This window comes from Methylobacterium sp. GC_Met_3 (assembly GCF_026540775.1).
GTDB lineage: Bacteria > Pseudomonadota > Alphaproteobacteria > Rhizobiales > Beijerinckiaceae > Methylobacterium.
This window is the reverse complement of record NZ_JALNUL010000003.1, coordinates 142,508-167,291: the sequence shown is the minus strand read 5'-3', so window position 1 is coordinate 167,291 and position 24,784 is coordinate 142,508. Positions and strand designations below refer to the sequence as shown.

At 68.8% G+C, this 24,784-nt stretch carries 21 protein-coding genes; 16 read left to right on the top strand and 5 right to left on the bottom strand.

Annotated elements, in window-relative coordinates; genetic code table 11:
• Positions 1-29: 29 nt before the first annotated feature.
• Both OXS27_RS06225 and crtD read right to left on the bottom strand, forming a co-directional pair.
• Positions 30-926: a carotenoid 1,2-hydratase gene (locus tag OXS27_RS06225; protein ID WP_267355023.1), complete on the bottom strand. Its 897-nt coding sequence runs from the start codon at positions 924-926 to the stop codon at positions 30-32.
• Positions 923-2,476 (bottom strand): 1-hydroxycarotenoid 3,4-desaturase CrtD, encoded by a 1,554-nt coding sequence (crtD, locus tag OXS27_RS06220; protein WP_267355021.1) that lies wholly within the window; start codon positions 2,474-2,476, stop codon positions 923-925. The genes OXS27_RS06225 and crtD overlap by 4 nt, the downstream gene beginning before the upstream one ends.
• 87 nt (positions 2,477-2,563) lie before the next feature.
• Here crtD and OXS27_RS06215 point away from each other — a divergent pair, with 87 nt between their 5' ends.
• The 15 genes from OXS27_RS06215 to OXS27_RS06145 all read left to right on the top strand — a co-directional run bounded on the left by OXS27_RS06215 (position 2,564) and on the right by OXS27_RS06145 (position 17,160).
• Positions 2,564-3,433 carry a polyprenyl synthetase family protein gene (locus OXS27_RS06215; protein WP_267355019.1) on the top strand — a complete coding sequence of 290 codons (870 nt, stop codon included), beginning with the start codon at positions 2,564-2,566 and terminating at the stop codon, positions 3,431-3,433.
• An 11-nt stretch (positions 3,434-3,444) separates the two neighbouring features.
• Positions 3,445-4,590, top strand: coding sequence for a methyltransferase (locus OXS27_RS06210; protein ID WP_267355327.1), 1,146 nt, complete (start codon positions 3,445-3,447; stop codon positions 4,588-4,590).
• Positions 4,591-4,683: 93 nt separating this feature from the next.
• On the top strand, positions 4,684-5,622 hold the full coding sequence (gene bchC, locus OXS27_RS06205; RefSeq protein WP_267355017.1) for a chlorophyll synthesis pathway protein BchC: 939 nt from the start codon (positions 4,684-4,686) through the stop codon (positions 5,620-5,622).
• On the top strand, positions 5,619-6,623 hold the full coding sequence (locus OXS27_RS06200; protein WP_267355015.1) for a chlorophyllide a reductase iron protein subunit X: 1,005 nt from the start codon (positions 5,619-5,621) through the stop codon (positions 6,621-6,623). The genes bchC and OXS27_RS06200 overlap by 4 nt, the downstream gene beginning before the upstream one ends.
• Before the next feature lie 5 nt (positions 6,624-6,628).
• On the top strand, positions 6,629-8,158 hold the full coding sequence (gene bchY, locus OXS27_RS06195) for a chlorophyllide a reductase subunit Y (protein WP_267355013.1): 1,530 nt from the start codon (positions 6,629-6,631) through the stop codon (positions 8,156-8,158).
• Entirely contained in the window at positions 8,158-9,624 is a 1,467-nt protein-coding gene (bchZ, locus tag OXS27_RS06190; RefSeq protein ID WP_243919613.1) for a chlorophyllide a reductase subunit Z, read from the top strand. The genes bchY and bchZ overlap by 1 nt, the downstream gene beginning before the upstream one ends.
• Positions 9,625-9,659: 35 nt before the next feature.
• Positions 9,660-9,881: a hypothetical protein gene (locus OXS27_RS06185; protein ID WP_243919688.1), complete on the top strand. Its 222-nt coding sequence runs from the start codon at positions 9,660-9,662 to the stop codon at positions 9,879-9,881.
• A 205-nt stretch (positions 9,882-10,086) separates the two neighbouring features.
• Complete coding sequence (pufB, locus tag OXS27_RS06180; protein WP_243919611.1) at positions 10,087-10,323, top strand: light-harvesting antenna LH1, beta subunit; 237 nt, start codon at positions 10,087-10,089, stop codon at positions 10,321-10,323.
• 10 nt (positions 10,324-10,333) lie between these two features.
• Positions 10,334-10,522, top strand: a complete 189-nt coding sequence (gene pufA / locus OXS27_RS06175) for a light-harvesting antenna LH1, alpha subunit (RefSeq protein WP_243919609.1) — start codon at positions 10,334-10,336, stop codon at positions 10,520-10,522.
• Between the two features lie 76 nt (positions 10,523-10,598).
• Entirely contained in the window at positions 10,599-11,423 is an 825-nt protein-coding gene (gene pufL / locus OXS27_RS06170) for a photosynthetic reaction center subunit L (RefSeq protein ID WP_243919607.1), read from the top strand.
• 79 nt (positions 11,424-11,502) lie between these two features.
• Positions 11,503-12,483 carry a photosynthetic reaction center subunit M gene (pufM, locus tag OXS27_RS06165; protein ID WP_243919604.1) on the top strand — a complete coding sequence of 327 codons (981 nt, stop codon included), beginning with the start codon at positions 11,503-11,505 and terminating at the stop codon, positions 12,481-12,483.
• A gap of 10 nt (positions 12,484-12,493) precedes the next feature.
• Entirely contained in the window at positions 12,494-13,606 is a 1,113-nt protein-coding gene (gene pufC, locus OXS27_RS06160) for a photosynthetic reaction center cytochrome PufC (RefSeq protein ID WP_243919602.1), read from the top strand.
• A 107-nt stretch (positions 13,607-13,713) separates the two neighbouring features.
• Positions 13,714-13,857, top strand: coding sequence for a DUF3096 domain-containing protein (locus tag OXS27_RS06155; protein ID WP_267355008.1), 144 nt, complete (start codon positions 13,714-13,716; stop codon positions 13,855-13,857).
• A gap of 165 nt (positions 13,858-14,022) precedes the next feature.
• Positions 14,023-16,713, top strand: a complete 2,691-nt coding sequence (gene ppdK, locus OXS27_RS06150; protein ID WP_267355324.1) for a pyruvate, phosphate dikinase — start codon at positions 14,023-14,025, stop codon at positions 16,711-16,713.
• Positions 16,714-16,905: 192 nt separating this feature from the next.
• Positions 16,906-17,160, top strand: coding sequence for a hypothetical protein (locus tag OXS27_RS06145; RefSeq protein ID WP_243919600.1), 255 nt, complete (start codon positions 16,906-16,908; stop codon positions 17,158-17,160).
• A gap of 96 nt (positions 17,161-17,256) precedes the next feature.
• Here OXS27_RS06145 and OXS27_RS06140 read toward each other — a convergent pair whose 3' ends face one another.
• From OXS27_RS06140 to OXS27_RS06130, 3 genes are all read right to left on the bottom strand, one after another.
• A complete protein-coding gene (locus OXS27_RS06140; protein WP_267355005.1) occupies positions 17,257-18,759 on the bottom strand; it encodes a DUF882 domain-containing protein in 1,503 nt (500 codons plus the stop codon).
• Positions 18,760-18,911: 152 nt separating this feature from the next.
• On the bottom strand, positions 18,912-20,894 hold the full coding sequence (locus tag OXS27_RS06135; RefSeq protein WP_267355004.1) for a L,D-transpeptidase family protein: 1,983 nt from the start codon (positions 20,892-20,894) through the stop codon (positions 18,912-18,914).
• A gap of 243 nt (positions 20,895-21,137) precedes the next feature.
• The gene (locus OXS27_RS06130; RefSeq protein ID WP_243919597.1) at positions 21,138-22,622 is read right to left on the bottom strand and encodes a sigma-54 dependent transcriptional regulator; all 1,485 of its coding nucleotides are present in this window, start codon (positions 22,620-22,622) and stop codon (positions 21,138-21,140) included.
• 248 nt (positions 22,623-22,870) lie between these two features.
• On the opposite strand from OXS27_RS06130, the gene OXS27_RS06125 reads away from it, so the two are divergent.
• Positions 22,871-24,742 (top strand): M3 family oligoendopeptidase, encoded by a 1,872-nt coding sequence (locus tag OXS27_RS06125; RefSeq protein ID WP_267355322.1) that lies wholly within the window; start codon positions 22,871-22,873, stop codon positions 24,740-24,742.
• Positions 24,743-24,784: the final 42 nt, after the last annotated feature.

Below are 24,784 nucleotides of genomic sequence, written 5' to 3'. Positions count from 1 at the left end.
TCGCCGCTGAACCTTCGCGTCGTCCGGCGTTACGTGCGCCCGATGGGACGCGATCCTGGGTCGACCGGCCGGATCGGCGGTCTCGGCATCCGGAACGGCAGCATCAACCGCACGAGCGGGTTGCGGAACCGGTCGAGCGACAGGCTCTCGTGCATCGCACGCACCGGCTCGCCGCCGAGCGTCGAGGCCAGCAGGGAGCGGGCGTAGAACGGCGTGTTCTCGTAGGTGGTGAGGACGCGGGCGCGGCCGTCGTCGCTGCGGGTCTCGCGGTTCATCCGCCAGAGGCGCGTCGGCGGCAGGCGTGCTTCCGTCGGCGGGCGGATCTCGCGGCGGCTGCCGTCCCGGTTGAAGCGCAGGGACAGGTTCTGGCCGCCGCCATCCCGGTGCTGCACGTCGTACAGGATCGCGGCGCCGTCCGGCAGGTCGGCCCGGCACCACGTCCAGCGGGTGAACGCATCCTCCAGAGCCTCGTCGCCGTCGTTGGTGTCGAAATAGGCGGTGCCGGTCCAGCGCAGTCCGGGCTGGTCGAACGCGATTTCGACCCGCGAGGACGGGGCCATCGGCCACCAACGATGGCGCCCGGCGCGATCGAGGTGGAACGGGCCGGCGGTGAAGCCCGGCGGCTCCAGCCGGACCGTGCCGCGCAGCCGATGGGGCAGGGGCGACCCGCGCTCGTCGATCCGAACGGTCAGCGCCGTGCCATCCCAGTGCATGGCGCTCGGCCCGATGGCGATGTGGTCGGCGTCCCGCGAGAGGCTGTCGGCGCGCCGCTCCGTCATGGCGAAACGGCTGCGCTCGCCATAGAGCACGACGTTCATGGCGCAATGCGCGAACGGGTCCCGTTCGGCGCTCCAGGCATAGTAGGGTGAGAACACGCTGCCGATGAACGCGATGATCGTGAGGCCCTGTCGGCCGTCGTCGCTCACCGCATCGACGTACCACCACGCGTAGCCGCCCCGCGCGACCGGGCCGTCGAATCGCGGTCGTCCAAGATCGCCGCCGCCGCCAGCCGGCCGGACTGCGCCGCCATCGGCACGCCCGGCCCCGGATGGACCGAGCCCCCCGCCAGATAGAGCCCCGGGATCGCTGTACGGGCGCCGGCCCGCTTGAACGTCGCCGCCCAGCCCTGCGCCGACCGTCCGTAGAGCGCGCCCCCCGTCCCCGGAAACAGGGCTTCGAACTCCCGGGGCGTCGTCGTCACGGGCGACGCCAGATCCAGCTGAAGCCCGCAGGCCTCCAGCCGGCGCAGCATGTTCCTCGCGCATGTTTCGATCTCCGGCGGCGTGGGCGGGCGTTCCCGGCCATCCGCCGGGGCATTGACGAGGAGGAGCAGGCGCTCGGGTCCCGCTGGCACGAGGCCGGACTCCGATCGGTCCTGCGCGCAGACGTAGACCGTGGGGTCGTCGGATAGGCGGCGTTGGCGCAGGATCGTGTCGAACTCGGCCCGGTAGTCCCGCGAGAAGAACACCGAGTGATGCGCGAGGGGGAAGCCCCGGGGCTCCGCCACCGCGCAGAAGGTCACGGCCGACAGCGAGCGCTCGGCCGGCGCCAGCCGCGCACCGGCCGGCGCCGCATCGGCACCGAGCAGGCCGGCGCCAAGGGCGGCGCAGTCGGCGTTGCAGACGACCAAGTCCGCCGCGATGCGTTCGCCGCCGGCCAGAACGACGCCGCTGACCGTCCCGCCTTCGGTGACGATCCGCTCGACATGGGCGCCGTAGCGGAACGCGGCGCCCCGCTCCGCGGCGAGATCCGCCACCGATTGCGCCAGGGCGCTCAGGCCCCCCGCCACGGTCCAGACGCCCGCCTGCTCGACATGGGCGACGAGCATCAGGGTCGCCGGTGCGCTGAACGGCGACGCGCCGCAATAGGTGGCATAACGGCCGAAGAGTTGCAGCAGCCGCGGATCGCGGAAGAAGCTGCCGAGCGCCGACCACAGGGTGGCGAAGGGCTGGATTCGCCAGAGATCGCCGATCCCCAATAGGCCGACGCGCTGGGCGAGGCCCGCAGGGCTGGTCCGCCCGTCGCGGATGAACGGGCCTTCGAGCGTGCGGTAGACCTCCGCGGACCGGGCACAGAATCGGCGGTAGCCGTCCGCCTCGCGGGGTCCGGCAAAGGCTGCGATGGCCGCCGCCGAGGCTTCGATATCGGCGAAGAGATCGAGACGTTCGTCGCGACTCCAGGCGTGCCGGGCGAGGAGGTCTGCCGGGCTCAGCGCCACCCGTTCGCCAAAGTTCGCCCCACACTCGGCGAACAGCTCCTCGAACACCCACCGCATAGTGAAGACGGTCGGCCCGGCCTCGACGGCGCGGCCCCCGACCGGAACGCTGCGCATCTTACCGCCGGGCTGTGCGGTCCGTTCCAGGACGGTCACCGCGAAACCGGCCTGCGCAAGTCGGAGCGCGGCGGCCAAGCCACCGATCCCGGCCCCGATCACGACGACGCGCTCCTGCGCCACGCTCGCCCCGCTGTTCCGCATCGGAACGGGATTGATCTGCCGCGTCAGCAGTGTCAATAAGAAATGACACCTGTCGCCGACAAGCCAACACAACAAGGAGGCAACGCGATGGAGTCGGGACGCCGAATCGAGATGGCGCTGGATCGCGCCGTGGCGCACGCGGAGGCACCGGGGGCGCCCCCCATGCTGGCCGAGGCGCTCCGCTACGCCGTGTTCCCCGGCGGACACCGGATCCGACCCCGGCTCTGCCTCTCCGTGGCGCAGGCTTGCGGCGACGACGATCCCGCCGGGTCTTCCGCTGCGGCGGCGGCCATCGAACTCCTGCACTGCGCGTCCCTGGTCCACGACGATCTGCCGTGCTTCGACGACGCCCCGATGCGCCGGCAGAAAGCCACGGTCCACGTCGCGTTCGGCGAACCGATCGCGGTCCTGGCCGGCGACGCGCTGATCGTGCTCGCCTTCGAGACCCTGGCCCGGGCCGCGGGTCCGCATCCGGGGCGGCTCGTCCGGCTGGTGAGCCTCCTCGGGCGGGCCGCAGGCTCGCCCTCCGGCATTGCCGCCGGGCAGGCGTGGGAATCCGAGGCGTATGTCAGCCTTAGCGACTATCAGCAGGCCAAGACCGGCGCGCTGTTCGCGGCCGCCACCGTCGCGGGCGCTGCAGCCGCGGGCGCCGAGCCGGAGCCGTGGCGCAGACTCGGCGAGTGTCTGGGCGAGGCCTATCAGGTGGCCGACGATCTGCGGGACGTCGCTTGCCGCCAGGAGGAGATCGGCAAGCCCGCCGGGCGCGACGCCACGCTCGGGCGCCCCAACGCGGCAGCCTTGCTCGGAACCGGCGGCGCGCTCGATCGCCTCGCCCGACTGACCCGCGAAGCCGTTGCGGCGATCCCGGACTGCCCAGGAGCCGCAACCCTCACCGCCGAGATCGTGGCGCAGGCGCGGCTTTTCCTGCCCGCGAGCCTTCGTGCGGTGACAGCCTGAGCGCCGGATCCCTGCCGCGGACCGGGGCGACACCGCCGGTCCCGGAGGCCTGGAGCGAGCGCTGGCTTGGCTGGCGCAATCGCCTGGTCGCGAACCCGCGGTTTCAGCGCTGGGCCGCGGGCTTTCCGCTGACCCGCGGCATCGCGCAGCGCAACACCCGAGCGTTGTTCGACCTGTGCGCCGGCTTCGTCTACGCGCAGGTTCTGACCGCCTGCATCCGGCTCGATCTCTTCGCGATCCTGGCCGAGGGTCCGGCGTCGCTCGATGCGCTGGCGAGTCGCCTCGATCTGCCGCCCGACAACGCCCGCCGCCTGCTTCGCGCCGCCGAATCGCTGAAACTGGTGCGGGCACTCAAGGGTGACCGGTATGGGTTGGCCGACCTCGGTGCCGCCCTCAACGGAAACCCCGGGATCGCCGGGATGGTCGAGCACCACGCGCTCCTCTACGCCGATCTCGCCGACCCGGTGCGCCTCCTGCGGGGTCAGGGCCAGCCAACCGCGCTTTCGGGCTATTGGCCCTACGCATCCGGCAAAACGGCCGAGCCGGACGCCTATGCCCGCTACAGCGCGCTGATGGGCGCCTCGCAGGCCATGATCGCCGAAGACGTGCTCGACGCCTGCGACCTGTCCGGCGCCCGGCAGCTGATGGATGTCGGCGGGGGCGAGGGCGCGTTCCTCGAAGCGGTCGCGGCCCGCCATGCGCATCTCGGCCTGACGCTCTTCGATCTGCCTGCCGTCGCGGAGCGCGCGACCGCGCGGCTGTCGCGCGTGGGGCTCGGAGGCCGAATCGCCTGCCGCGGCGGCGACTTCCATGCCGGGCTGCCGCCGGGCGCCGATGCCATATCGCTGGTGCGAATCGTCCACGATCACGACGACCGCCCCGCCCAAGCTCTGCTGGTTGCCGCCCATGCGGCCCTGGTCCCGGGCGGTCGGCTGATTCTGGCCGAGCCGATGTCCGGCACCCCGGGGGCCGAGCCGGTCGGGGATGCGTATTTCGGTCTCTACCTGCTGGCCATGGGCTCCGGCCGGCCACGCCGCGCCGAAGAGCTTTATGCCATGCTCCACGCTGCGGGCTTCACCTCCGTGCGCGAGCGCAAAACGCACCGTCCGCTGCTCGCCAGGGTGCTCATCGCCCAAAAATCGAGCGCCAGAGTGTAAGTCGCGCTTGACGCTGCGATCTGTCTATCTAGGATGACACCCAGCGGTTTCGTTCCCACGAGAGTCGCAAATAACAGGGTGGAATGTTCCGACATGGATGCGCTGGCCGTCATCCTCGAACGACCGGAGCACCTCTCAGTCCAGCGGCTCGCGCTGGAGCCTGCCTGCGGGTCCGACGCGGTGGTCGCGATCACCTGGAGCGGAATCAGCACCGGCACCGAGCGCCTGCTCTGGTCAGGGCGCATGCCGCCGTTCCCCGGGATGGGCTACCCCCTGGTGCCGGGCTATGAGTCCGTCGGCACGGTCGTGGAGGCCGATGCCGCCGGCTCGGTCCGGGTCGGCCAGACCGTGTTCGTCCCCGGCGCCCGCTGCTTCGGTGCCGTGCGCGGCCTGTTCGGCGGAGCCGCCTCCCATCTGATCGCGCCAGCCGCTCGGCTCGTACCGGTGGATGCGGCGCTGGGCGATACCGCCTGCCTCCTGGCTCTAGCAGCGACCGCCTATCGGGCGCTCGGCGGGATCCAGCCCGGTTCGACCCCGCTGATCGTCGGGCACGGCGTCCTCGGCCGGCTGCTCGCACGCCTTACCCTGGCCGCCGGCGCGGCGCCGACGGTGTGGGAGACGAACCCGCTGCGCCTTGCGGGCGACCACGGCTACACGGTTCTTTCGCCCGAGAGCGATCACCGGCGCGACTACGCGGTGATCACTGATGTCAGCGGCGACGCCTCCGGCCTGGATGCGCTGATCGCCCGTCTGGCCCCCGGCGGCGAGATCGTGCTCGCCGGGTTCTACGAGGCGCCACTGAGCTTCGCCTTCCCGCCCGCCTTCATGCGCGAGGCCCGGATCCGGATCTCGGCCGAGTTCAAGCCGGCGGATCTGGCGGCCGTCACGGCCCTGATCGACGGCGGACGCCTCTCCCTCGACGGGCTGATCACGCACCGCGTGGCTGCCACCGAGGCCGAGGCTGCCTACCGCACCGCCTTCACCGACCCGGCCTGCCTGAAAATGATCCTCGATTGGAGGGACGCCGCGTGAACGTTCAGCTCAATAAGGCTGCCCTCGATCAAGCGACCCAGCTCCGCGCCGAAGCGGCGATCGAACCGGATGCGGTCGCGACCGCGCCGGTGAAGAAAGAGACGCAGATCATCGCGATCTACGGCAAGGGCGGCATCGGCAAGTCGTTCACGCTGGCCAATCTCAGCTACATGATGGCCCAGCAGGGCAAGAAGGTCCTGCTGATCGGCTGCGACCCGAAGAGCGACACGACCTCGCTGCTGTTCGGCGGCAAGGCCTGCCCGACCATCATCGAGACCTCGACCAAGAAGAAGCTCGCCGGCGAGGCGGTCGCGATCGGCGATGTGTGCTTCAAGCGCGACGGCGTCTACGCCATGGAACTCGGCGGTCCGGAGGTCGGGCGCGGCTGCGGCGGACGCGGCATCATTCACGGCTTCGAGCTGCTGGAGAAGCTCGGCTTCCACGAATGGGGCTTCGACTTCGTCCTGCTCGACTTCCTGGGTGACGTGGTCTGCGGCGGCTTCGGCCTGCCGATCGCCCGGGACATGTGCCAGAAGGTCATCGTCGTCGGCTCGAACGACCTGCAATCGCTCTACGTCGCCAACAACGTCTGCTCGGCGGTCGAATATTTCCGCAAGCTCGGCGGCAACGTCGGTGTCGGCGGCCTGGTGATCAACAAGGATGACGGCACCGGCGAGGCCCAGGCCTTCGCGGACGCCGCCGGCATCCCGGTCCTGGCCTCGATCCCGGCCGACGACGACATCCGCCGCAAGAGCGCCAATTACGAGATCATTGGCCGGCCGGAGAGCCGCTGGGGCAGCCTGTTCTCCGATCTCGCCGCCAACGTCGCCACCGCCGCGCCGCACCAGCCGACGCCGCTCACGCAGGACGGTCTGCTCGGCCTGTTCTCCAGCGACGTCACCGGCCGCGACGTGGTGCTGGTCCCGGCGACCCACGAGGACATGTGCGGCGTCGCCCACGTGTCCAAGCCGTCCCTCGAAGTCGTGTACGACGAGGTCTGACGCGCATGGCCGTCTCCCTCGACATCGCCGATCTGCGGGCCCGCAAGGCTCCGGCCAACCTCGACCTCGCCGCCACCAAGGGCGACGGCCTCGGCTGCCACGCCGGCAAGGACGCGATGGTGGCGGCCGCGGAAGCCGCCGGCATGTCCGAGACCCTGGCGCAGCTCCGCGAGGATTATCCGCAGGGCCCGCACGATCAGCCGCAGAGCATGTGCCCAGCTTTCGGCTCGCTCCGGGTCGGCCTGCGCATGCGCCGGACCGCCACGATCCTGTCGGGCTCGGCCTGCTGCGTCTACGGTCTGACCTTCACGTCGCATTTCTACGGCGCCCGGCGCAGCGTCGGCTACGTACCGTTCAATTCCGAGACGCTGGTCACCGGCAAGCTGTTCGAGGACATCCGCGAGGCGGTCTTCGCCACCGCCAAGCCTGAGGATTACGACGCCGTCGTCGTCATCAACCTGTGCGTTCCAACTGCCTCCGGCGTCCCGCTGCGGCTGCTGCCGAAGCAGATCAACGGCGTCCGGGTGATCGGGATCGACGTGCCGGGCTTCGGCGTCCCGACCCATGCCGAGGCCAAGGACGTGCTGGCTGGCGCCATGCTGAAGGTCGCCCGCAATGAGGCCGAGCAGGGTCCGGTGGCCGCCCCCCGCGGCGGCCGGTCCGAGCGCCCGAGCGTGGCGCTGCTGGGCGAGGTCTTCCCGGCTGATCCGGTGGTGATCGGCGCGCTTCTGGAGCCTTTGGGCCTTTCCGCCGGGCCGGTGGTGCCGACCCGCGAGTGGCGCGAGCTCTACGCCGCCCTGGATTGTGCCGCGGTGGCGGCGATCCACCCCTTCTATACGGCCTCGATCCGTGAATTCGAGGCGGCCGGCCGCCCGATCGTCGGCTCGGCCCCGGTGGGTGTCGACGGCACCGCCGATTGGCTGGACCGGATCGGCGAGGCCTGCGGTGTCGCCCGCGCCACCGTCGAGGCGGCCAAGAACCGGATCCTCCCCGGGATCCGCGGCGCGCTCGCCGCCATGCCGATCAAGGGCCGGATCACGCTCTCGGGCTACGAGGGCTCGGAATTGCTGGTGGCTCGCCTCCTCGTCGAGAGCGGCGCCGAGGTCCCGTATGTGGGTACCGCCTGCCCGCGCACGCCTTGGTCCGAGGCCGATCGCGACTGGCTCGAATCCCGCGGCACCGAGGTGCGCTACCGGGCCTCGCTCGAGGACGACCTCTACGCCCTCGACTCGCTCAAGCCGGATCTCGCCATCGGCACCACGCCGGTGGTGCAGCACGCCAAAGAGCGGGCGACTCCGGCGCTCTACTTCACCAACCTGATCTCGGCGCGCCCGCTGATGGGTGCTGCCGGCGCGGGCTCGCTCGCCACCGTCATCAACGCGGCGCTCGGCAACAAGCCGCGGTTCGACGCGATGCGCGAGTTCTTCGAGGGCGTCGGCACCGGCCATGCCGCCGGCGTCTGGCAGGATCTTCCACAGAAGCGCCAGGGACCGAAGATCGAAGGCCCCAAGAAGCCGATCGGGGAGATGGCCTGATGCTGATCCTCGATCACGACAGGGCCGGCGGTTACTGGGGCGCGGTCTACGTCTTCACGGCGATCAAGGGCCTGCAGGTCGTCATCGACGGCCCGGTGGGCTGCGAGAACCTGCCGGTCACCTCGGTGCTGCACTACACCGACGCCCTGCCGCCCCATGAACTGCCGATCGTCGTCACCGGCCTCGCCGAGGAAGAACTCGGCCGGCACGGCACGGAAGGCGCCATGAAGCGCGCCCACGCCACCCTCGATCCGGGCCAGCCCAGCGTCGTGGTGACCGGCTCTATCGCCGAGATGATCGGCGGCGGCGTGACGCCCGAGGGCACCGGCCTCCAGCGCTTCCTGCCCCGCACCATCGACGAGGACCAGTGGCAGGCCGCCGACCGGGCGATGCGCTGGCTCTGGCAGGAATACGGCGCCAAGAAATTCGCCAAGAAGGGCATCCCGGCCCGGCCGGAGAAGAAGCCCGGCGAGAAGCCGCGGGTCAACCTGATCGGCCCGGCCTACGGCACCTTCAACATGCCCTCCGACCTCGCCGAGATCCGGCGGCTGGTCGAAGGAATCGGCGCCGAGGTGAACCTCACCTTCCCACTTGGCTCGCACCTCGCGGATGTGCCCAAGCTCGTCAACGCCGACGCCAACATCTGCCTCTACCGCGAGTTCGGCCGCCTGCTCTGCGAGGATCTGGAGCGGCCCTACTTGCAGGCGCCGATCGGCGTGCTCTCGACCACCAAGTTCCTGCGCTCTCTGGGTGCGATCCTCGGGCTCGATCCCGAGCCGTTCATCGAGCGCGAGCGCCACACCACGATCAAGCCGATCTGGGACCTCTGGCGCTCGGTGACGCAGGATTTCTTCGGCACGGCGAGCTTCGGCATCGTCGCCACCGAGACCTACGCGCGGGGCGTGCGCCACTTCCTCGAAGACGAGATGGGCCTGCCCTGCCATTTCGCCTTCGGCCGCTCGGCCGGGCACAAGCCCGACAACGCCGCGGTCCGGGCGGCGATCGCCGCCAAGCCGCCCCTGGTGCTGTTCGGCTCGTTCAACGAGCGGATGTACCTCGCCGAGTGCGGTGCACGGGCGACCTACATCCCGGCCTCGTTCCCCGGCGCGATCATCCGGCGGCACACCGGTACGCCGTTCATGGGCTACGCGGGCGCGACTTACCTCGTCCAGGAAGTCTGCAACGCCCTGTTCGACACGCTCTTCCACATCCTGCCGCTCGCCCGCGACATGGATAAGGTCGAGGCCACCCCGGCGCGGCTCCACCGCGAGTTGCCCTGGGACGAAGCCGCCCGGCAGGCGCTCGACGCCCTGGTCGAGGCGCAACCGGTCCTGGCGCGCATCTCCGCCGCCAAACGCCTGCGCGACGCCGCCGAGCGCGCCGCCCGCGATGCCGAATCCGATGCCGTGGCGCCCGCCCATGTGGCGCGCGCCCGTGCCGATTTCGCCGGGGGGATCCCGGCGTGACCCAGCTTCCCCCGTCCCCCGAAGGAGACCTGATGATGCGCACGATGGTCCCGAATGCCCGCCAGCACCAGGAAGAGATCCAGTTCCGGCTGATCCTGGCGGCGACCTACCCGTTCTTCCTCGCCGCCGCAGCCCTTGGGCGCGTCCGGCCGGCCCAGGCCGTGTCGCGACCGGGCCTCGCGCCTGCGCGCCGCTCCGTCTTCGGTGAGGCCCGCGCCATGGCGGTGCAGGCCATCCCCTTTGCCTTCATGGGCTGAGAGCTCCTCACACAACGCCCCGGCACCCGGAGTTCTCCCTCTGATCGCGACAGCGCAGCGGGAATTTTGTGAGAGGCGCTGAGCGCCCTGTTCGAGATGCTTCCGTCCGGTGACGCGGGGGAAGTCAGGCCGTGACCACCCAGGCTTCACGGCTGTACCCGTCGCGCTTTTTGAGAAGCGCGGCCAACACACGGAGGTCTGAACGATGGCCGGTGGACCCGTTGCAACAGAAAGACCGAGCAGCCTGTCCGGGCTGACGGAACCGGAAGCCAAGGAGTTCCACGCGATCTTCCTGACGAGCTTCCTCATCTTCACGGCAATCGCCGTGGTCGCCCACATCCTCGTTTGGCTGTGGCGTCCGTGGCTACCCGGACCCCAGGGTTACGCTTCGCTCGAAGGCGTCACCGATGCGGCCCGTGCCCTCGTCTCGATGATCGGCTGAGGAGGATCGCATGCATAAGGTTTGGTTGCTTTTCGATCCGCGTCGAACACTGGTGGCTCTGTTCACCTTCCTGTTCATCCTGGCGCTGCTGATCCACTTCATCTTGCTCTCGACCGACCGGTTCAACTGGCTGGAAGGTCCGAAGGCCAACAAGCAGGCGAACGCCATCACGCTGGCGCTGCCGCAGCTGCCGGCCTGACATCCGGTCTGGACCGCGGCGCGCGAGGGCCGCGGTCACCCTTTTCTTCTCTCGGCCTGATCGAGGAGCCGCCGCCATGGCGATGCTGAGCTTCGAGCGCAAATACAGGATCCGCGGCGGTACGCTGCTCGGCGGCGACCTCTTCGACTTCTGGGTCGGACCGTTCTTCGTCGGCTTCTTCGGCGTCGTCGGACTGTTCTTCACCGTGCTCGGCACGGCCCTGGTGATCTACGGGGCGGCGATCGGGCCGACCTGGAACGTCTGGCAGATCAACATCGCCCCGCCGGACATCAGCTACGGGCTGAAGCTGGCGCCGCTCAAGGAAGGCGGCCTCTGGCAGATCATCACCTTCTGCGCGCTGGGATCGTTCGTGTCCTGGGCCCTGCGCGAGGTCGAGATCTGCCGCAAGCTCGGCATCGGCTACCACGTGCCGGTCGCCTTCGGCATGGCGATCTTCGCCTACTTCACCCTTGTGGTGATCCGCCCGTTCCTGATGGGCGCCTGGGGCTACGGCTTCCCGTACGGTATCCTGAGCCACCTCGATTGGGTGTCGAACACCGGATATCAGTATCTCCACTTCCACTATAACCCGGCGCACATGCTGGCGGTGACGTTCTTCTTCACCACGACCTTGGCGCTGGCCATGCACGGCGGTCTGATCCTCTCGGCGACGAACCCGAAGAAGGGCGAGACCGTCAAGACGCCCGAGCACGAGGACACGTTCTTCCGCGATACGATCGGCTACTCGATCGGCACGCTCGGCGTGCACCGGCTCGGCCTGTTCCTGGCCCTGGCGGCGGGGTTCTGGAGCGCGGTCTGCATCGTGATCAGCGGCCCGTTCTGGACCCAGGGCTGGCCGCAATGGTGGGGCTGGTGGCTCAACCTGCCCGTCTGGGGATGAGCGCGGCGATACGACCAGGACACCACGAATAACACGGGGCCCGCCGCTCGGGCGCGCGGATCCTCGGGGAGGGCAGGCCATGGCCTATTACCAGAACATCTTCACGGTGGCGCAGGTCCGTCCGCTCGTGCCGGATCAGGGCGTTCCGGTGGCGGTCGACGACCGTATCGGCAAGCCGTTCAACAGCTATCTGTTCGGGCTCATCGGCAACAGCCAGGTCGGGCCGATCTACATCGGCTACATCGCGGCTTTGTCGATCACCTGCGGACTGATCGCGTTCGAGATCATCGGGCTCAACATGTGGGCCTCGGTGAACTGGAGCCCAATCCAGTTCGTCCGACAATTGCCCTGGCTCGCGCTGGAACCACCGCTGCCCAAATACGGGCTCCGGGTGCTGCCGCCGCTCAACGAGGGCGGCTGGTGGCTGATCGCCGGCTTCTTCCTCACCGCCTCGATCCTGCTCTGGTGGGTCCACCTCTACCGGCGGGCCCGGGCGCTCGGTCTCGGCACCCACGTGCCGTGGGCCTTCGCGTCGGCGATCTGGCTCTATCTCGTCCTCGGTTTCATCCGCCCGGTGCTGATGGGGTCGTGGTCGGAAGCCGTGCCGTTCGGGATCTTCCCGCACCTCGATTGGACCGCGGCGTTCTCGCTTCGCTACGGCAACCTCTTCTACAACCCGTTCCACATGCTCTCGATCACGTTCCTCTACGGATCGACCCTGCTGTTCGCCATGCATGGCGGAACCATCCTGGCCTGCTCGCGCTACGGCGCCGAGCGTGAGATCGACCAGATCGTCGATCGCGGCACCGCCACCGAGCGCGCCGCCCTGTTCTGGCGCTGGACCATGGGCTTCAACGCCACGATGGAGTCGATCCACCGCTGGGCGTGGTGGTTCGCGGTGCTGACCACCCTCACAGGCGGCATCGGCATCCTGCTCACCGGCACCGTGGTCGACAATTGGTACCTCTGGGCGGTCAAGCACCACGTCGCTCCGAACTATCCGCAGGTCTACGGCCCGATCGTGGATCCCGCCCATCTTGCACCTGGCATGAAGCCGTGAGGAGGCCGTCATGAAGACGATTCTGGCGGTTGTCGGTGGGGCTCTGGCCCTCTTCCTCACCATCGCGATGTTCGGCGGCGCGGGCTGGACCCACCCGCCCATGGCGGTCAAGCAGACGGGCTTCCGCGGCACCGGCATGGACCTGATCCGGACCCGGGCCGGCAACGAGGCGCTGTCGGAGGCCAACAGGGCTCCGGCACCGGCCGACCCGGCCGATGCCGGTGGCGACAAGGCCTCGGCGGTTTACGAGAACGTCCAGGTGCTGGGCGATCTCTCGGCCGAGCAGTTCAACCGTGTCATGGTGTCGATGACCGAATGGGTTGCACCGCAGCAGGGCTGTACCTACTGCCACAGCACCGAGAACATGGCCTCCGACGAGCTGTACCAGAAGCGCGTCGCTCGCCGCATGCTCCAGATGACCCAGTACATCAACTCGTCCTGGAAGGAGAACCACGTCCACGAGGCGGGCGTGACCTGCTACACCTGCCACCGGGGCAATCCGGTGCCGGCGAATATCTGGTTCGACCGTCCGGTCCAGGGTGCGGGACGGTTCATCCCGCGCAACAACAGCCAGAACCTCGCCTCGGCGGAAGTCGGCAACACCTCGCTGCCCTACGACGTGTATCAGGCCTTCTACCAGCACAAGGACACGTCGGAGGACGCGGTCCGGGTCAACGCTACGACGGCTTTGCCCGAGACCAAGGGCAAGCCGATCCAGGATGCGGAGAAGACCTTCGCGATCATGATCAGCATGTCGCAGTCGCTCGGGGTGAACTGCACCTTCTGCCACAACACCCGCTCGGTGGCGCAGTGGGACACGAGCACGCCGAACCGCGTCCATGCCTGGTACGGCATCCGCATGGTCCGGGACCTCAACCAAGACTACATGACGCCGCTGACCTCGACCTTCCCGCAGAACCGCCTGGGCGTTCTCGGCGATGCGCCGAAGATCAACTGTGCCACCTGCCACAACGGCGCCAACAAGCCGCTCAACGGCGCCAACGTGATCGGGCCCTACCCGGAGCTGTCGCACCCGACCATCGAGGCCAGCCTGCCCACCGGCGAGGCCAAGGACCCGATCCCGGGGACACAGACTCCGGCCCTGAAACCCACGAAGCCCTGACGTGAGGGGCGGCGGAGCCCGAGGCTCCGCCGCCCGCAAGCCACAGGGAACCTCCGCGGTTTAGGGACGTCGATATCGGCGGCCAAGCTCGGCCTCGGGAGGCGCCCGTGACGATCACCATCTCGAACCTCCAGCCGCTCATCGCGATTCTCGCCGGGATCCTGATCCTGGTTATGCCGCGGCTGCTCAATTACATCGTGGCGATCTACCTGATCGTCGTCGGCGTCCTCGGCTTGGGAATACTGCACTGAGCCGCCGCGCACCTCAGTTGGCGCGCTACACCTGACAGACCGGCATCGCCGTCATACGGGTGCGCACAACGCCATCGTGCGTTCATCTTGCGTTGCGGTGCGGGATGGTCCAACCCCGCCCATCAGCTCGGCCGGAGCCGGGCATCAGATATGGACGGGATCGACATGGCGACCGGCAGCGCGAAGTGGGTCTACGCCTTCGGCGACGGCAAGGCGGAGGGCAAGTCGCAGATGCGCGACCTGCTCGGCGGCAAGGGCGCCAACCTCGCCGAGATGTCCAACCTCGGCCTGCCGGTTCCTCCCGGCTTCACCATCACCACCGAGGTCTGCACCTCCTACTACGACAACGGGAAGGTCTACCCGCCCGAGCTGAAGGATCAGGTCACCGCGGCGCTGGCTCAGGTCGGCGTGCTGACCGGTCGTAAGTTCGGCGATGCGAAATATCCGCTCCTCGTTTCGGTCCGCTCGGGCGCCCGCGCCTCGATGCCCGGCATGATGGATACGGTGCTGAACCTCGGGCTCAACGACGAGACCGTCCTGGCGCTGGCCAAGGAGGCCGAGGACGAGCGCTTCGCCTACGATTCCTACCGCCGCTTCATCACCATGTATTCGAACGTCGTGCTCGGCGTTGAGCACCACGCCTTCGAGGAGGCGCTGGAGCAGTACAAGGAAGGCAAGGGCTTCGAACTCGACACCGAACTCGGTGCCGCGGACTGGAAGACCCTGATCCAGACCTACAAGAAGATCGTGCGCGATGAGCACGGCTCGGACTTCCCGCAGGGCGCGGACGATCAGCTCTGGGGCGCGATCGGCGCGGTGTTCGATTCCTGGATGATCCCGCGGGCGAAGAAGTACCGGGAGCTGAACAGCATCCCGGAGAGCTGGGGCACGGCCGTCAACGTCCAGGCCATGGTGTTCGGCAACATGGGTGACACATCGGCCACCGGCGTCGCCTTCACCCGCAACCCGTCGACCGGCGAGAAGGCGCTCTACGGCGAGTTCCTGATCAACGCCCAGGGCGAGGACGTGGTGGCGGGTATCCGTACGCCGCAGAACATCACCGAAAAGGCCCGGATCGAGGCCGAGAGCGACAAGCCTTCCATGGAGAAGGCCATGCCCGAGAGCTTCGCGGAGCTGACCCGGATCTACGGGATCCTGGAAGCGCATTACCGCGACATGCAGGACATGGAGTTCACCATCGAGAATGGGAAGCTCTGGATGCTCCAGACCCGCAACGGCAAGCGCACGGCGAAGGCCGCCCTGCGCATCGCCGTGGATCTTGCGGGCGAGGGTGTGATCTCCCGGGAGGAGGCGATCGGCCGGGTCGAGCCCGGGGCTCTGGACCAGCTCCTGCACCCGACCATCGACCCGAAGGCCGACCGCAAGGTCATCGCCTCGGGCCTGCCGGCTTCGCCTGGCGCGGCGACCGGTGAGATCGTGTTCAACTCGGAGGACGCCGAGGCCCACCGCAAGGCCGAGCGCAAGTGCATCCTCGTTCGGATCGAGACCTCGCCCGAGGACATTCACGGCATGCACGCCGCCGAGGGCATCCTGACCACCCGCGGCGGCATGACCAGCCACGCGGCCGTCGTGGCCCGCGGCATGGGCAAGCCCTGCGTGTCCGGCGTCGGGTCGATCCGGATCGACTACAAGGCGCAGACCATGACGGTCGGCGGCGTGACGCTGAAGGCCGGCGACAAGATCACCATCGACGGCTCGTCCGGACAGGTCATCCAGGGTGAGGTGAAGATGCTGGAGCCCGAGCTCTCCGGCGATTTCGCCACGCTCATGGAGTGGGCGGACGTGTTCCGCGGCATGAAGGTTCGGGCCAACGCCGACACGCCGACCGATGCGCGGACCGCGCGCAACTTCGGCGCCGAAGGCATCGGCCTCTGCCGCACCGAGCACATGTTCTTCGAGGGCGACCGCATCATCGCGGTGCGCGAGATGATCCTGGCGGACGATGCCGAGGGCCGTCGCGCGGCGCTCGCCAAGATCCTGCCCTACCAGAGGCAGGACTTCGTCGAGCTGTTCACGATCATGTCCGGCCTTCCGGTCACGATCCGCCTGCTCGACCCGCCGCTCCACGAGTTCCTGCCGCACACCGACGCCGAGGTCGCCGAGGTGGTGAAGGCGACCGGCGTCTCGGAGGAGAAGATCCGGCACCGGACCCGCGAGCTGTCCGAGCACAACCCGATGCTCGGCTTCCGAGGCTGTCGCCTCGCCATCGCGTTCCCCGAGATCGCCGAAATGCAGGCTCGGGCGATCTTCGAAGCGGCCGTGCAGGCTGCCGCCGATACCGGCAGCCCGGTCACGTCCGAGGTGATGGTGCCGCTGGTCTTCACCCGCGCCGAGTTCGACATCGTGAAGGCGCGCATCGACGCCATGGCGAAGGCCGTGGCCGAGGAGAAGGGTGCGACCCTCGACTATCAGGTCGGCACCATGATCGAGCTGCCGCGGGCGGCGCTGAAGGCCGGCGAGATCGCCGAGACGGCCGAGTTCTTCTCCTTCGGCACCAACGACCTGACGCAGACGGCGCTGGGCATCTCCCGCGACGACGCCGCGACCTTCCTCGGCCCCTACACCCAGAAGGGCATCCTGCCGGCCGACCCGTTCATCACCATCGACCAGGAGGGCGTGGGCGAGTTGGTGCGGATCGGCGTCGAGCGGGGCCGCAAGACGCGCCCCAACATCAAGCTCGGCATTTGCGGCGAACACGGCGGCGACCCGGCCTCGATCGGCTTCTGCCACGAGGTCGGACTCGATTACGTGTCCTGCTCGCCCTACCGGGTGCCGATCGCGCGCCTCGCGGCGGCCCAGGCGTCGCTCGGCAAGGTTTCGGCCAAGGAAGGCTGAGGCCCTACCGGGGAGGGCGCCGAGGTGGCGTCCTCCACCGCTTCTCAACCACGCGTAAGAAGAGCCGCTGAAAAGCCGGCTCTTTCGGCGAACTCGACTGCCAATACGGTGTTGACCCATTGAGCCGATGGGTCGGACGTGCGTTTCTTCGATCCGCGGCGGGTTCAGCTTCACCCGTCAGAATCACCGGCCATGATCCAGACCGATCCCACGCCCCTCGGCCTCACCGAACCGCAGGTTATCGTCGCGGTGCCGCGTGCTGCCGTGCGCGCCTATCTCGCACTCGTGGCGGCGCTCGGTGGAATGATGACCGCCGGGATGCTCATGATGTCGGTTGCGACGAACAGCGGCAACGAGGCCGATCGCATCGCTGCGACTCAGGATGACGGTTACGCGGCGACGCTGGTGTCGGCGTTGAGCGTCAACCTGTCGAAGCCGCTGCGCTGACGTCTCTATCGCGCTGACGCCGCTCGACGGCCCACCCACATCTGTCTCAGGGACGCGCGAAGCGTCTCGCCTCGACCCCGGCTAAAGCTGAGCAGCTCAGCGTCCCCCGGACGCTGCCCGTGTCGCCGATCCGGTGAACCGGGCTGCCGCGAGCTCGTCGCCCGGGCTGCGCGCACTGAAGCGTGTTGTCGTGCGTTCCGGCGCGGCAGCCAGGATGGCATCCGGCGCGGCGTCGCGAACGCGGGTCGTGGCGATCCGAACCGGCGCGCCGCGACTTGCGGGGGCCGCCACCGGTCCGGCCGCGACGGTGTCGAACAGGGCACGCAGCTGCAACTTGGAGTCGGCATCCGGGGCGACCAAGGTGCGGGCCCGGACCGGCTCGACAGGCGCGGGTTTCGCCAGCGCACGGATCTCGGTTGCGGCCGGGAGGTTGGCCATGCCGCCGTTCAGCGCGGCGAACTGCACCGGGCGCGGCGGTGGCAGCGGCATCGTGAGGGCCGCCACGACGGCAGCGAGATCCGACGGTCGGCGCGGCGGAAGTGGCGTCACGACGGCAGCGATGGCCTCCTCGGCCTTCGAGGCCGGGGGAGCGGCGGTGAGCAGGGCCTTCGCATCCACATTTCTCGCATCCGGCGCCTTCGCGAGCTCGCGCTGGACCAAGGAGCCGCGCAGGGCGTCGTCGGCCGCGGGCGCGGCGTAGGCGAGGGCGGAGCGGGTCCCGACCGTATCCTGCGGATCGGCGCTCGCCACGGCGATAACGGGCGCGCGACGGGTCTTCGTCGCCACGGGCGCAGGCAGCGGCGGAGCGGGCGGCTCGGCAGATCGGCCGCCTCCGAACAGGCTGGCCAGGAAGCCGAACAGGCCCGGCCCATCCTCCTCCTCGCCACCGCCGGCCATCTGGGTGGTGATGCCGGCGACCGTGCCACCGCGGGCCAGGATCTCGGCCTTCGCCTCCTCGTAGCGCGGGAAGGGGCGGTTATCGCTCGCGAGGTGGACCGTCTTGCCGTCCGGGAAGACGCGGGCGAGCTGATCGTGGGTCATGCGCGGCCACATCCGCACCGAGCCGACATCGAGGTGGATGAACGGCGTGCCCGCATGCGGATACCAGCCGACGCCGCCGCGCTGCATCCGGAGCCCGACCTCGCGAATCCGGTCGATCGGCACGTCCGGCAGGTAGAAGTCCATCGCCTTGCCGAGCATGTGCTGGCTGTATTCGGCCACCATCTTCGAACGGCGGCGCAGCATCGCGTTGGTGCCGGGCGAGCGATAAGCCGAGACGATGTGGATCGCCTGCCCCGAGCCGACCTGCCGATAGGCCTCCCAGACCGTGTCGAACAGGCGGGGATCCATCTTGGTCGGCTCGTTGATGCGCCAGTCGCGCAGGAGCCAGTTCATCTGCTCGAGGGCCGCACGGTCGTAGCGCCCGTCACGCTTGAACGTGATGGTCGCGCTCTCCTGCGTGTGGGTGTGGTAGATCGTCAGCGCGCGGGTATCGCCGTTGGCGACCGCATTCTCGGTCTCGGCGGTTCCGGCGAGGATTCCCAGCGCGATGCCCGAAAGGGCGATGGCGAGCTTTCGGAGGGTTGGAAGGCTCGGCACGACGGTCCTGATCCTCTCCAGCCTGCTGCGGCTCGCTCGGGACGTGCCCGGCTATCGGCAGAAACGGCTAAAGCTGGACCGTGGCGAAATCGTGCCCGGATGTGTGGCCGCGCACGTGAAAGTTGCGATCGTGGCCGCTGATCGCTCGAGGGCTACCAGTAGCTCCGCGGTCCGGCCTGCTGCGGCGCCGGGGTCCACAGGCCGGGCTCACCGTATTCCGGCGCGTCATCGGCGCGGGCGGCCCGGCGCAGATGGCGCCGTGGCGGAGCGGCCTCTTCGTAGCGACCGGTGGGCCATTCGCTGGCCACCTGGCGATGGGTCGAGCGGCGCTGGGCGATGTGAGCCTTCCGCGGTGTCGGTACGGCCTCGGCCTTGCGCCGGGGCGCCTCGTCCGGCAGCCGGGCGACCGCCGCACCGCCGCCACCGGGCAGCCCGAGGGCCGCGCGCATCGGCGCGTCGTAGCCGTAGAGATCGGGCAGCGTGCGGTAGGTGCCGCTGTCGTCCATGTACGCCGTGAAATAGGCGAGGTGGACCGGCAGCTTCTCGGGCAGCCTGAGCGTGCGCTCGCCCTTGCCGATGAGCTTCTTGAGCCGCTCCGCCGACCAGTCCGGCAACACCGCGTCGGCGAGGCGGAATGGATCGTCCACGCGGACGCAGCCATGGCTGAAGTCACGCTTGGCGGCGGAGAACAGCGAGCGGTTCGGCGTGTCGTGCAGGTAGACCGCGTGCTGGTTCGGGAACATGAACTTGATGAAGCCCAGCGCATTGCGCTCCCCCGGGGGCTGGCGCAGCGAGATGTGTCCGCCGCGGCGGACCACCTCGTAGCCGCCCCAGGTCTTGCCGCCGTAGCCAGCGAGCTTCGGCGCCATCGTCTTGAGGATCGAGGGCGGCACGTACCAGGACGGGTTGACGACCGCGTATTCCATCAGCCCCGAAAACAGCGGCGTGCGCGAATCCGGCTTGCCGACGATGACCCGGGCCTCGTCGCGCAGTACGCCGCCGCGATAGGCGCGCAGGCGATATTCCGGCACGTTGACCAGGATGTAGTCCGGGCCGAGATCCCCCGGCAGCCAGCGCCACCGCTCCATGTTGACGATCAGTTCGGCCTCGCCGCCGGTCGGACGCGTGCTCCGGCCGGCATCGGCGAGCGCCAGTACGGTCTGGACGTTCAGGATGCCGGTGGCAGGCAGGCCCCGGCCGCGCTGGAACTTGGACACCGCGTCGGCGACGGCGGAATCGTAGGTGTTAGGCTCGCCGGGGCCCTGGTCGAACGTCCCGGACGGGCGGTTGTCCAAACCGAAATGCGCACGCAGCAGCGGAACGCGGGGATCGTGCATGCCGAGGCGCAGGGCAGGGCCGGATGGCAGCCGCAGCGGCTTGACGGCGACCGGTGCCGGGCCGCGCATCGAAGCGAGCCGGGCCTTGAGCGCGAGGTAGCCCGGCGTGGCCGGATTGTAGCCCTGGAGCACATCGCCGGCCTTCGCACCGGCGTCACCGAGCTTGGTCAGCACGTCGTTCCCCGCCGGCAGGTCGAGATGCGGCGTGATCAGGCGTGAGATCGATGCAAGATTGATACGGCCTCCCCGGGCGTCGCGCGCATACAGCACGGCCGCTGCGGACAGGCGCAGATCGGCATCGGCGACCGCTTTCTCGTCCGGTTTCCCGGGCAGGTTCGGGATCGTGTAGGCGCTGGCGTCCAGGCCGTCCTCGACAGCCGCCGCCAGTCGGGCGGTGACGGCTTTGGCAGCCTCGGTCCACGCGCCGTCTGCGACCCACAAGGGCTTGCTGGCGCGGGCTTCGTAGAACGCGCGGATGGCGTCGCGCTCCTTGGTCGTCAGGCGCAACAGCAGCGGCGCCGGATCGGCAAGGCGGGCCGATACGGCGGCGCCCTGGGGATCGGTCGGGACCACGGGCGCGGCTGCGGCAGGCGCCGGTTCGGCGACGGGGGCTTCGGGCTTGTAGTCCGGCAGCGCGGACGGGGCTGAATCCGGTGGCGGCGTCGGCGAGGGCGACACCGAGACCGGCGGGGCGATGGAGGTATCGAGCGCCGCCGTATCGGCAGCCATAGCGGCCGACGCCACCGTTCCGGTCAAGAAGGCGGCCAACGCCATAAGGCTTGAGCGCGGGACGCGCATCGTGTTCTCCCGGGGAGCGGCGACAGGACCGCACGCGCAGATTGTGATTATCCGCGCAAGCGTGGCGTTCAGCAACCGCAGTCCATCAAGTTGAAGGCTTGGTTGGAGTGGGCCGACCGATCATTGAGGGATCGGATATTTCTGTTTTAAGAATGTTCGATCCGTATTGCGCAGCTGTGTCGAGATCCGGTTGCGTGCGGATGTAGCGTATTCGCCCTGTGTGCTAGCGCACGCGCAATCGGCTCAAGCGGCGTCCTCACCCTTCTCGTCGCCTTCGAGACCAAGGTCCTTCAACTTCCGGTACAGGGTCGACCGGCCGATCCCGAGGCGACGCGACACCTCCGACATGCGCTGCCGGTAGAATTGCAGCGCGTAGCGGATGATCTCGGCCTCCAGCACATCCATCGGCTTCATCTCGCCGGTCTCCTCGGCGACGAGCGACATGGCATGCGGATCGCGCACCTCGACCCGAACGATCTCGCGCACCGGCTCCGGGGCATAGGCCGCCATCTGCGCCTGCATGGGGACCGGTGGGATGCGGACGTCGAATCCCTCCACCTGCGCGGCGATCTGCGGGAATTCGGTCACCGTCAGCTCGTCGCCGTCGGCCAGCACCACGGCCCGGAACAGCGCGTTCTCCAGCTGCCGGACGTTGCCCGGCCAGGGATAGCGGGTCAGGAGCGCCATCGCCTCGGGGGTGATCGCTCGCACGCGCTTGCTCTCCTCGGCGGAGAAGCGCGCGCAGAACGAGCGGACGAGATCCGGGATATCCTCCCGGCGCGCCCGCAGGGGCGGCAGGGTCATCGGGAAGACGTTGAGGCGGTAATAGAGATCCTCGCGGAATTTGCCCTGCTTCACCAGATCGAGGAGCGAGCGGTTGGTCGCCGAAACGAGGCGGATATCGACCCGGACCGGACGCTTGCCGCCGACCGGATCGACCTCGCCTTCCTGCAGGGCGCGCAGCAGCTTCACCTGCGCGTCGAGCGGCAGTTCGCCGATCTCGTCGAGGAACAGGGTGCCCCCCGAAGCCTCCACGAACTTGCCGGCATGTTTCTCGGTGGCGCCCGTGAACGCCCCCTTCTCGTGGCCGAACAAGGTCGATTCCACGAGGTTCTCGGGGATCGCCCCGCAATTGACGATGACGAACGGCTTGCCGCGCCGGTCGCCCGATCCCTGGATCGCCCGGGCCAGCACCTCCTTGCCAACGCCGGACTCGCCCTCGATCAGCACGGGGATGTTGGACTTCGCAGCCCGCTCGGCGAGGCGGATGACCCGCTCCATGTCGGGGCTCTTGGACGCGAGATCCTTGAAGGTCAGGACGCCGGAGGCGCGGCGGCGCATGCGGCGCACCTCCTCCTCGAGCGTATCGACTCGCAGCGCGTTCTTGATCGAGACCTGCAACCGCTCGGCGCCCGCGGGCTTGACCACGAAATCGACCGCCCCGGCCCGCATGGCCGAGACGACCGCGTCGATCGATCCGTTGGAGGTCTGCACGATGACCGGGGTCGCAAGTCCGCTCTTGCGCATCTCGGCCAGCACGCCGAGACCGTCGAGCCCCGGCATGACGAGGTCGAGGAGCACCACATCGGCACCCTCGGATTTCAGCATGATCAGCGCGTCGGCGCCGTTCTCGACCACGCGGGCCTCGAAGCCGAAGCGACGCACCGCCGCCTCGGCGAGGCGGCGCTGAACCGGATCGTCGTCCACGATGAGCACGGTGGTGGACATGGCGGCTCCCTGACGGGCACGCGGACCGGGCCGGCGACGCGGGAACGATCCCGGACACCTGTTCCGATTCGGCAGCTGTTTCGTTTCGAGGCGGAGGGTGAACCACAGACGTAAAGTGCCGCTTAACGACGTTTGCACTGTCCGGCCGGATCGAGGTCGCGCGTCCCGCCAACCCGCCGCGTTGAACGCGTGGCGGCCCACTCGATATCAGGCTACGGAGCCAACTCCCCGTGAAAGGAACGCACGACATGATGCCGAGCCCCACCGCGTCGCCGGTGATCGTCCGTCTGCCCGAAGGCGTGAGCGCCGCGCGCGCCGCCGCGAAGGCGGCCGACCTCGGTGTTCTTCCCGAATGGGACCTGACGGACCTCTACGCCGGCCTCGACGACCCGAATTTCTCCGCCGACATGACCCGGGCCGAGGAGGAGTGCCGCCGCTTCTCCGAGACTTATGCCGGGCGAATCGCCGAGATCGCCGCCGGGCCCGACGCCTCCGTGCGCCTTGCCGAGCCAGTGCGGGCCTATGAGGGGATCGAGGACCTGCTCGGAAAGCTGATGTCGTTCGCCGGTCTCGTCTATTCCGGCGACACGACCGACGAGGCTCGGGCCAAGTTCTACGGCGACACGCGCGAACGCCTGACCAACGCCTCGGCCGACCTGCTGTTCTTCGCGCTCGAACTGAACCGGGCCGAGGATTCGGTGCTGGACGCCGCGATGGCGCAGGGACCGCTGGCCCATTACGCGCCGTGGATCGAAGATCTGCGCCGGGAGAAGCCGCACCAGCTCGACGACCGGACCGAGAAGCTCTTCTTGGAGAAGTCGGTCACCGCGAATGCCGCCTGGGACCGGTTGTTCAACGAGACCATCGCGTCGCTGCGCTTCACCGTGCAGGGCGAAGAGATGCCGCTGGAGCCGACACTCAACAAGCTCCAGGATTCCGACGGCGCGGTCCGCAAGGAGGCTGCCGGCGCGATCAGTTCGGTGCTGCGCGGGCAGCTCCGGGTGTTCACGCTGATCACCAACACGCTCGCCAAGGACAAGGAGATTTCTGACCGCTGGCGCGGCTTCAAGGACGTGGCCGAGGCCCGTCACCTCGCCAACCGGGTCGAGCCCGAGGTGGTCGAGGCACTGGTCGATGCCGTGCGGACGGCCTATCCGCGCCTGTCGCACCGCTATTACAAGCTGAAGGCCAAATGGTTCGGGCAGGAGACGCTGCCCTATTGGGATCGCAACGCACCGCTGCCGAAGGTCGAGCAGCGCACGATTCCCTGGAGCGAAGCGCGCGACACGGTGCTGTCGGCCTACGACGCCTTCTCGCCCAAGATGGCGGGCATCGCCAAGCGCTTCTTCGACGAGCGCTGGATCGATGCGCCGACCCGGCCCGGCAAAGCCCCCGGCGCCTTCGCGCACCCGACCGTGCCCTCGGCCCATCCCTATGTGCTGGTCAACTACCAGGGCAAGCCGCGGGACGTGATGACGCTCGCCCACGAACTCGGCCACGGCGTCCATCAGGTGCTCGCCGGCCCCAACGGCGCGCTGATGGCGCCCACGCCCCTGACGCTGGCCGAGACCGCGAGCGTGTTCGGCGAGATGCTGACCTTCCGCAAGCTGCTCGCTGCTACGACCGACACGACCCAGCGCCGGGCCATGCTCGCCGCCAAGGTCGAGGACATGATCAACACGGTGGTGCGCCAGATCGCGTTCTACTCGTTCGAGCGGAAGGTGCATCTCGCCCGCGCCAAGGGGGAACTGACGACCGACCAGATCAACGCCCTGTGGATGTCGGTGCAGGCGGAATCGCTCGGACCCGCGATCACGCTGGATGCGGGCTATGAGCCGTACTGGGCCTACATCCCGCACTTCATCCACTCGCCGTTCTACGTCTACGCCTACGCGTTCGGCGACTGCCTCGTGAACTCGCTCTACGGGGTCTATGCGAAGGCTGAGGCGGGCTTTGTCGATCGGTACTTCGCGCTGCTCGCGGCCGGCGGTTCGAAGCCTTATGGCGAGTTACTCGCGCCGTTCGGCCTCGACGCGAAGGATCCGGGCTTCTGGCAGATCGGCCTCGGCATGATCGAGGGGATGATCGTGGAGCTGGAAGGGATGGAAGGGCAGACCTGACGGAACCGCTTCCAGAACGACATCCTGGATGTTATACCCAAT